Consider the following 9,087-nt stretch of genomic DNA (forward strand, 5'->3'; position numbering starts at 1 on the left):
AACTATCGGAAAGACTCGGGCAATGTCCCAGCACTGATGAAGGGCAAGTTGAAAATTTGCTTTCACATAACTGCCCAGTTTCCTAAACTTCCTTCATGTCGAAAGAACTGGATCAAACAGACTGCCGAATCGTAGAGCTTCTCGACACCTATGGCCGTATCAGCCTCGCAGACATTGGAAAGAACGTAGGTCTTTCCGGCCCCGCCGTCGGAGAACGCCTGCGCCACCTTCAGGAAAGCGGATACGTCACGGGCTTTGGTACCCGGATCGATTTGAGACGTTTTGGGTATACAATCCAGGCTCTGGTCAGGATCAAACCAAGAAGTGGGCAGCTTCACATTGTAGAGAAGATGATCGAGGAGCAGCCTCGCTTTATGTCATGTGACAGGGTCACTGGCGACGATTGTTATGTCGCGCGGTTACTTTTGAAAGAGATCAGCGAACTCGACGATATCCTTCTGCCCTTCCACGACCGGGCCGAGACCAACACGTCCATCGTTAAGTCATCAATCTTCGAGCACAGATTGCCTCCCCTCGAACAATCTGAAACCTAGGCGCTGCTTGTTGGATGTCTAGGATCGCCACTCCTTGGTCTTTGCTTCCAGCCATTTCCTGAATCGCCGTATCTTTTGCGAATTGCGGTGGCTCTCGGGGTAGACAAGCCAATAGCCTGATCCATCTTCACAAGTCAGATCGAAAGGTTGGATCAACCGCCCGCTTGTAAGCTCATCTTTAAAAAATGCAGGGGTCAGCATTCCGACACCCTGACCTGACATGGCGGCGTTGGCTTCCAATACCTGCGGGCCGAAATGTTGGCGGATTTCGTCTGACAGTTCCGGCCTCTCCAATCCCGCCTCTGCAAGCCAACGGTTCCACCAGGGATCAGACGGCGACAGAATGTGAAGACGCATTAGGTCCTTGGGATCATGAACGCCGCCTATGCTTTCAGCCAGATCCTTGCTCAGCATTGGGGTAAAACGGGTTTGGATTAGTAAATGGCTCGAAAGTCCACGCCAGTTGCCTTTGCCACCGCGAATGGCGACGTCGAAACCGGTGGAGACAAAATCTGTCAGGGTTTCACTCACTTCCACCCGCACCGCAATATTGGGATTTTCCACCTGAAACCCTCCCAGGTGCTGTGCCAGGAAATTGGTGGCAAATGTTGGAATGGCACTGATTGCAAGCGTTTCCTGAGAAACGCCTTTGGCCTCGGCAAATGCGTCACTCAGAACGTTGAGCGCCTCGGTCGCCTTTTCTGCGAAACCAGCTCCAATATTTGTCAGGGATACTCCGCGTGCCTCGCGGCGGAAAAGTGGTGCGCCGACCCGCTCCTCAAGGATCTTTATCTGATAGCTGACAGCAGCCTGGGTCATCCCAAGCTTGTCTGCCGCAACCGTGAAGTTTTTGCACCTCGCGGCCTCCTCGAAAACCCGAATTGCAGCTAATGGCGGAAGGTCACCTCGCGAAGCCATTTAAACTCCTTATGCTGTTGAGTGCTTTTTTGTTTGTTTTGCAGCCCTTAAACCAGCCAAACGTATGGCAGTCATCAATTCTATGAATGTGAGAACCATATGAAACTGCTGACGTACTTTCAAAGCTTTCTGAATCGACTTAATGCAACCCGCGGGAAAAAAACCGTTCACTTAGGTGAGTTTCAACACTGGTCTGGCCACATGAAAAGGGACATTGGCATGGATTACCCAGCGCCACCGGAAAGGTGTTACTTTCAAAGATCATCCTGGTAGTGCGAAAGCGTTGCTAAGTTGGAGTGGTTGTTTCAACTTCTTACAATTGGACAGTTTATGAACCCAAAGATCGTATCGGCTGAACGGGTCTCACTCGAGGATTTGCGCCAGGCAATGAACAGCGCGTTTTCGGACTACACAGTCCCAATGCAACTGACCCGGCAGTCATTTGCCTTCATGTTGAAGCAGAGGGGATTTGATCGTCAAGTCGCTGCGCATCAGCCAGCGTGTGAAGAAGTAGACGACGGCGCTAATAAAAACGACGCAGGCAAAGGCCGCGTTTGGCTTGAGCTTTTTCGCCTCCTCGCCAACTCCCAGGATGATTCCGGGGATGTTGGACAAACCGTTGTCACCCCCGATGACGGCCGCACCGATGTCAATCTTGAACGTCTGTGTGACCGACCAAAGCAAGAGCGTGAAAGTGTAGGAAAGGATCGTGCTTTGAAGCTCCCCCATACGCGAGAAGAAGATCAGGTAACCAAGCGCTGCGGCAATGAGTGCGCCAAAGACAGCAGCGGATGGCAGCGCCCAAAGTAAAGACAGACCCAGCGATGGAGCGAAATTAATCGCGATCACGGCGCCGAGGTAGCCACCCAACCCGTAGAAGGCAGTCTGTGCCAGGCTTAGCAAGCCGCCTCGACCCCAAATGACATCAAGGCTGAGGCCCAGCAGGCCAAAGATCACCCAAGAGGTGGCCACGAAGGCGAGATAGGGATCAAGCGCGCCGGAAAAAGCCAGGGCAGCGCCAGCTACGATGAGCGGGAAGATCAGTCCGGCATTACTGTGAAGTTTTTCAAACATTTTAGGCGCCCCTTACAATTTGCGACGCCACTTGGCGGAAATGCCCAAGGGGTAGAGCCAAAGCAGAAGGGCGGTCATGAGGAAGAAAAAGACATCGCCGACCACTGATGTCATGAAGCTGGCAGTAACAGATGCACCACCGCCTAGGCCGAGCGCAGTGATTGCACTACCAGTCAGGGCCACGGGCCCAGCCACTACGACCGTCAGGAAACCTTTTACAGCAAAGAACAAACCCATGGACGGTGTCGCAGGGATGATCGGCAACAGGATCGCGCCGGCAAATCCGGCCAAACCGCAACCGATGGCAAACGTCATCGTGTTCACACGGGAAGAGTCGATCCCGATCGCTTGGGCCATCTGCGGCTCTTGGATCGAGGCCCGCGCCTTCATGCCGTAGACGGTGTGCGTCATCAGGAAATAGACGAAAGCCAGCATGACTGCCGCGACGAAGATCATCGCTATGGGATAGACCGCAAGGCTGTAGTCACCGAGCTGGAAGTTCCATTGCGGCATACCGATGCCGGGCGACACGGTACCAAAGATAAGAACTGCGGCCTGGTTGAACACCATGCCCAGCCCCCAAGTGGCTAGCATCGTATCGTATATCCGTCCGTAGAGTTTGCGGATGATAAGCAACTCGACAGTTGCGCCAATCAGCATTGTCATGGCAACCGCGAAAGGTATGGCCAAAGGATAGGGCAAGCCAATCTGAGTTGCCGTCAGAGCCGAATAGGCACCAACCATAAGAAATTCACCATGCGCGAGGTTGATAACACCCATGAGGCCGTAGACGACGGCCAAGCCAAGTGTTGCAATCAACAGAATTGACGCGCTGGATAATGACGACAGCAGAACCGTCGCTAGGAAATCGAGTTCCATAGCATCCTCCCAGAGGTGATGCGCCCCACGCCGGGGCGCATCGACAATTGTATTGGTTAACCTTCGGGCGTGAAGTGCTCAGCCGCATCGGGATTGTCGATGAGGTTGCAGACTTCGTTCTCGTAGGTCGGTTCGGAATCTTCGAATGTTGCGATGATCTCAAAGCCGTTGTTGGCATCGCCACGAGCAATGTAAATGTCCTGACGCAGGTGATGCGACCCAGGCTCAAGCGTCACAGTGCCATTCGGAGCTTCGAACGTCACGCCGCTTTCCAGTGCAGCAATCACCTCGTCCGCGTCGGTCGTGCCAGCCTTGTTTGCGGCTGCGGCCCAGAGGTGAACCGCATTCCAGACATCGACCGCGCCAGCAACAACCGGCGTATCGGTCCCGTAGGCTACTTCCCAGGCGGCCAGGAATTCAGCGTTGGCATCGCTCTCAACCGAAGGGAAGTAGCCCATGGCAGAAACGAGACCCTCACCAGCTTGAGGCGAGACCACGACTTGCTGGTTACCTGAGCCGTAGTTGGTGGAAACAACGCCGATGCTGTCCTTCAGACCTGCCGCGGCGAACTGTTCAAGAAAACCGGTCTGTGCTGCGCCAACAGGCAGAGCGACGACAAGGTCAGGATTGGACGCCTGAATTTTCTGAATGGTCGGTGCGTAGTCTGTTACGGACAGCGCCAGATAATCCTCGCCCACGACCTCAGCGCCCAGCTGCTTGGCATACTCGTGGACCCAGTGGCCGGAGATGGTGCCGAAGTTGTAGTCGGGGGCCATGATGTAGATACGGGGACCGTAGTTCTCGACCGCCCATTCCATCAAAACGCTAAGTTGCTGAGAGGCAGAAGAACCTGTCACGAAGGTCTGCTTGTCACACGCGCCGCCTTCATAGAGCGAGGAATAGAAATAGGGGATGTTTGCCTCGCGGAAGATCGGACGGATCGCCTCACGGGAAGAACTTGTCAAACCCGCGAACATCGCAGCGATGCCATCTCTCAGAACCGCCGTTTGCGCGAATTGCGTATACTTCGAAAGTTCGGACTGAGCATCGTAGCCGACGACCACGACCTCTTCTCCGTTGACGCCACCCGCTGCGTTGACACTTGCAATCGCCAGATCAAGTGCATTGTCCTGCTGAATGCCGTAGATGTTCAGGCCACCTGTAAGGTCAAAGATCGCTCCGACCTTAACCTCGGCCAAAGCGGCAGTGGAAGTCAGCGTCATAGCGGACACAAGGCTGACTGTGCCTAGAAGATTTTTCATAAGAGTAAGCTCCCTGATATGAGTCAGTCTGAACGCTGATCAATGCGAGAAGCTTGGTGTTAGGAATCAAAAAGCGACCCAAATGGGCGTCAACGTCCAGCCGAGTCGCTTGGTGATTTTATGTGCATCGTCGCACGGCCATTAGCAAAACGTTCAAGGTTGCCATTGTCAAGAGTTTCCTAATCGGAAGCGTTCGCACCCAAAAATACAGGCAGATTTTATGACTACAGGGTCGCAAAGAATCGAATCATCACTCAAGAAGTGGACGTTCGTTTCCTTCGCAGCATCCGTAGCTTTGGGCTCATTCCGGACCTCAGTGACGTTGCAGCACAGGACCCTACCCCGCCGTCAGCTGATCGCCCAGACGGCCCAAAGGAGACATCCAGCCGCTACCGGTGATGCTGCAGCGCGGCCCATCGAAGCAGCCATTCGATGCTAGAGAGAAATCGCAAGACAGGCGAACTCAAAAAAAATGTATACCATCCTGACCTTCGAAACTTGGAGACTAACAGGCCGAACACATGATTTCGCCAATAGCCCATCGCAGTGACAGAATTCTCTTGCGCTGCAGAAGCCAACAACACACCGTTTAGGCCGCATCGCAATACAGCGATGCGGCCTGTCGAAGCTGCAGTTTTCGTAGTGCAAAAACAGCTCGTGATACTTCACGCTACGCGATCAGGTTGTGATCAATCACGTCAAAGGCAAATTCATCGACCGTAAACATAGTGTCGCCGCTTGCAGTCAGCTCCACCGCGTCAAAACTCGTGCGGCCCAACGAACCTTGGAAATCACCGTCGGCGGCGTCCGCGATCAGCGTTCCCACAAGCTCTCCATCATCGTAGAACGCAACCTCCATCTCGCCGTTGCCATGACTTTCGCCGAAGCTGAAGATGAACTCCACCGCCTCAAGGTCCGCGTCCTCCAGCGCGATCCTCAAGCTTTCGTCCCCGTCAACTGATTTGGCTTCGCGTCCGAAGATCGGATCATCAAATGAGTAGACACCAATCGCGCCGTTCTTAATGGCGACAAGCTCGAAATTGGTCGGGTCAATCGCATCCACCTTGATACCAACATCCGAAAACTGAAGACTTTTGCGCACGGGACCAAGCCGGTCGACATCAACAACTTCGCCATCAATGCTCTCAAAGGCGTTGGTTCTGAACCACCGACCCGCCTCGAACTCGACCGCCAGTGTCTGTGTGTCGGGCAGAAACAGGCTTGTCAACATCGGGTCATGATCCGATGCACGTGCGCTGGTTGCGGCAAACTCCGAATTGACATGGACAATGTCCACCAACGCGCCGGAATACAAACCCTCGGAAACCAAAATATGATCCAAGGACTGGCTGTTTCCCTGAAACTCAAACGTATAGCGCTCGTCTTCCGGGATATCGTTTGTCAGGTTGACGAGGCTGGTGTTGTTTTCAAGATCGGCCACAGGCGAAACAAATTCGAACTCGTTGAAGTCACCCAAAACCACCGCATTGGCCCCAGCACCAAGACCGTTGACAAAGTCCTGCACCGCCTGGCTCTGAGCCTGACGTTCATCCAAACTGCCATTCACCGTGACATCTTCCTGCCGCGTGGTGAAATCTTGTTCGGTTCCCAGAATGGGCGCTGATCCGCCTTTCGAGGAGAAGTGGTTGTTGACCACCGTGACGGTCTCACCGTTGAAGACAAAATCAGCGACAAGCGGCAGGCGCGCACCCTCAAACGCTTCGCCCGGACCTTGACCACTAATCGTCTGCACCGAATCCTCAACCAAGGCCACACGGTCAGGGTTATAAAGGAAAGCCGTGCGGATATTGCCGCCAGGCTGACCGCCCGAGGTTCCATCACCGATAAACGTGTTGTCGATTACCTCATAAGCCGGACCACCCGCCGCAACGATCGCTGCCGCCAGTTCCGCCAGGGTTTCGGCTGCCGAAACGGTTCCGTCATTGACCGACCCGGAACTGTCTTGCACCTCTTGCAGACCAATGATGTCAGGGCTGCCCAGGTTGTTGGTGATCTGCGCGGCAACGGCGTCGAACCGGCCATCGGCGACATCCTGATCGCCGTCGTCATCATTCGGATCAAGGTTCAGCACATTGTATGTAGCAATTGTCAGTTCATTGGCCGATCCGGCAAGGTCGGTCGATTCCGGTTCCAATCCGGCGGATTGGATGTTCGGGGTAAAATCCTCGGTCGGCAGGATTTCGAAGTTTCCGAAACTGTATCCAACCACGCCTGTTACGTCGCCGAGAAGATCACCAACGTTTACCGTCGGGAAGTCAAAGTCGAAAATCCCGCTGTCTTCGTCGATCTGGATTTTTTCGGGGTTAAAGTCGTCCGGTGAGATATTCAGCGTGCCGCGCTCGGAAAGACCGGTGGCACCGCTCCCCTGATCGGTAACGGCAAAGATCTCGCCAAACCGGCTGGTTCCGCTGACGGCTTGCAGATCGGTCGCCGTCACGCGCATGCCTTCGAGGCTTTCGAAGAAGTCGATGCCGTCCTGAGTGGGTTCGAATGAGGCAAAAGCATCATCGTCGATGCTCTGGTTCGGAACTGCCCGTTCACCCGGATCGTTGCCGATCAGAACTGCATCTGGCAGGGCGTTGCCCGAAGACTGGACTTCAAGATCGAACACATTCGTCAGCTGCGTGGTCGACAAGTTTCCGCTGCCTGTACCGCCTGGGAAAAACTCGGCAACTGTTCCAACCACTGAAACGGCTTCTCCGACCGAGACAGTCGGGCTGGAACCGGTGAACACGAATATCGCGTCGGAGGTGGCATCATCACCGTCACCATCCGGGTCCTGCAAATAAAACCCGTTGGAATCCACCGCCGTGACAATGCCGCTTGTCGAAACCAAGTCGCCAAAAACGTTCGATGTGCCGGCGGGGAGGGTCTCAAAAAACTCGGCAACGGTCTGCCCTTCGTCCAGAACAAAATCAGACACATGACTCGCGCCTTGGATCTCGTAGATCGCCACGATTTCGATGTCGCTGGCCGAGATCGACGCTTCGACCACAGGGGCGAGGATGCCGTCATATGCCGGGTCATCGGATGTGACAGAGTGCTCTATTTCCGCGATCTCGGCCGCCTCTGGCAAATCGTCATCAACCGCAGTCACTGCAACTTGCTGCGGCTGATCGAAATTGGTCGCATCGAACACAAGCTCGGCTGGGACAACATCCAGATCAGCGCCAACCGCGATGGCGATTGTCACCGGTTGCGTAGGTGCGACAGACAATGTGACTTCGTATGTATCCGCCATGCCCCCTTCGTCGGCGGCAAGATCCAATTCGTTGATGATAACTGAGGGCGAAGGCGTGGCATCCGTGACCGTGAAACTCGCCGGTTCGATATCATCGATCCGTGAATTATCGGTCACCCAGTTTGCCGAGTTGTTGATGGCTGCCTGTAGCTCGGCCTTGGTGCCGGTAAGCGGACCACTGTAGACACCGTTGTCAGTCTCGGGAATAGCCACAGCGCTGGTGCCCACAGTCAGACCCGTCGGCAGGGCCGACGTGTTTGAAGACGTTGCGTCAGCTTCATAACCAGTGCCGTTGAAATGAATCGACGCTACAAAAGAAGGAGCGGTTTCGTCCCCCTGATAGGCATGTATCTGATCCCCGCTTGCCGAAAAAGATGGTCCCGAGAAAGCTGGATTAATTACGGTTCCCGCCGCGACGTTTGCAGGTGCCGTCCAAATAAAGACACCCTCAGTACTGCGAAAACCGCCCGCTGCGAGCCAGCCATTGTCAGTAAATCTGATCTCAGTCCCGGCTTCGATGTCGGTCAGGGCAACGAAAGTGAACTCATCAGGATTGTCAGAATTGAACCCGGTAAACGCAATATCGCCAGCAGCTAAAACGGTCGTCATGTCAGTCCCTCTTCATAGATAAGAAAAAAGGCAGCGGTCTACGCGAGACTCGCCGCAACACAACCCAAGGTAGCTCACGTCAGAAGCTTTAGTTAAAAAGTTGTGTGCAATCGACCATTACGGCGGAGCTTTGCCGCTAGGTGTTCGTCAGGCCGTTGCTCAAAAAAGTCACTGGAGAAAATCGCTGTGCTTAAACAGTTTCAAGTGCAATCGTTTTTTGGTTGGATTTCATTTCTTATGCGCCAAGAATTGGTCATCAACATGGCTGCAACCACAACCCAGGCTGTTCACCAAGTTTCGCGCATTGATTGCGATAGAAATGAAAATAGTCGCCCAAACTAGACGCTCAAATGTGCTAACGGCCCTAAGCTGCCCTTCACCACATCCCGCCATCGCTGCCGCGCGGCCCGTCAGACCGGACTTTCGCTGCAGACGCGAAATCCGATGGTCGTCCAACTAGCACTTCGCGGACTTATATGAACGGCTCAGGTCAAGTGTCGAAAGCTGCAAGGCCTTTGAAAGCGCCAGC

General features: G+C 54.3%; 6 protein-coding genes. 1 reads left to right on the top strand and 5 read right to left on the bottom strand.

The features are described from left to right. Positions 1–95: 95 nt before the first annotated feature. Complete coding sequence (locus ACR0NN_RS24690) at positions 96–554, top strand: Lrp/AsnC family transcriptional regulator (protein WP_170727456.1); 459 nt, start codon at positions 96–98, stop codon at positions 552–554. 18 nt (positions 555–572) lie between these two features. Here ACR0NN_RS24690 and ACR0NN_RS24695 read toward each other — a convergent pair whose 3' ends face one another. From ACR0NN_RS24695 to ACR0NN_RS24715, 5 genes are all read right to left on the bottom strand, one after another. Further along, positions 573–1,472, bottom strand: coding sequence for a LysR substrate-binding domain-containing protein (locus ACR0NN_RS24695; RefSeq protein ID WP_170727477.1), 900 nt, complete (start codon positions 1,470–1,472; stop codon positions 573–575). A gap of 438 nt (positions 1,473–1,910) precedes the next feature. Continuing rightward, entirely contained in the window at positions 1,911–2,546 is a 636-nt protein-coding gene (locus tag ACR0NN_RS24700) for an ABC transporter permease subunit (RefSeq protein ID WP_480685806.1), read from the bottom strand. Between the two features lie 12 nt (positions 2,547–2,558). Next, entirely contained in the window at positions 2,559–3,425 is an 867-nt protein-coding gene (locus ACR0NN_RS24705; RefSeq protein ID WP_480685808.1) for a branched-chain amino acid ABC transporter permease, read from the bottom strand. Between the two features lie 56 nt (positions 3,426–3,481). Beyond that, positions 3,482–4,687, bottom strand: coding sequence for an urea ABC transporter substrate-binding protein (locus tag ACR0NN_RS24710; protein ID WP_480685810.1), 1,206 nt, complete (start codon positions 4,685–4,687; stop codon positions 3,482–3,484). A gap of 670 nt (positions 4,688–5,357) precedes the next feature. Continuing rightward, on the bottom strand, positions 5,358–8,558 hold the full coding sequence (locus ACR0NN_RS24715) for an endonuclease/exonuclease/phosphatase family protein (RefSeq protein ID WP_480685812.1): 3,201 nt from the start codon (positions 8,556–8,558) through the stop codon (positions 5,358–5,360). Between the last annotated feature and the right edge of the window lie 529 nt (positions 8,559–9,087).

The organism is Ruegeria sp. BA2 (assembly GCF_056539605.1).

What these genes read in the sequence shown, in the direction of transcription:
- ACR0NN_RS24690 (WP_170727456.1), top strand. Translation starts at nt 96, where the DNA reads ATGTCGAAAGAACTGGATCAAACAGACTGCCGAATCGTAGAGCTTCTC.
- ACR0NN_RS24695 (WP_170727477.1), bottom strand. Translation starts at nt 1,472, where the DNA reads ATGGCTTCGCGAGGTGACCTTCCGCCATTAGCTGCAATTCGGGTTTTC.
- ACR0NN_RS24700 (WP_480685806.1), bottom strand. Translation starts at nt 2,546, where the DNA reads ATGTTTGAAAAACTTCACAGTAATGCCGGACTGATCTTCCCGCTCATC.
- ACR0NN_RS24705 (WP_480685808.1), bottom strand. Translation starts at nt 3,425, where the DNA reads ATGGAACTCGATTTCCTAGCGACGGTTCTGCTGTCGTCATTATCCAGC.
- ACR0NN_RS24710 (WP_480685810.1), bottom strand. Translation starts at nt 4,687, where the DNA reads ATGAAAAATCTTCTAGGCACAGTCAGCCTTGTGTCCGCTATGACGCTG.
- ACR0NN_RS24715 (WP_480685812.1), bottom strand. Translation starts at nt 8,558, where the DNA reads ATGACGACCGTTTTAGCTGCTGGCGATATTGCGTTTACCGGGTTCAAT.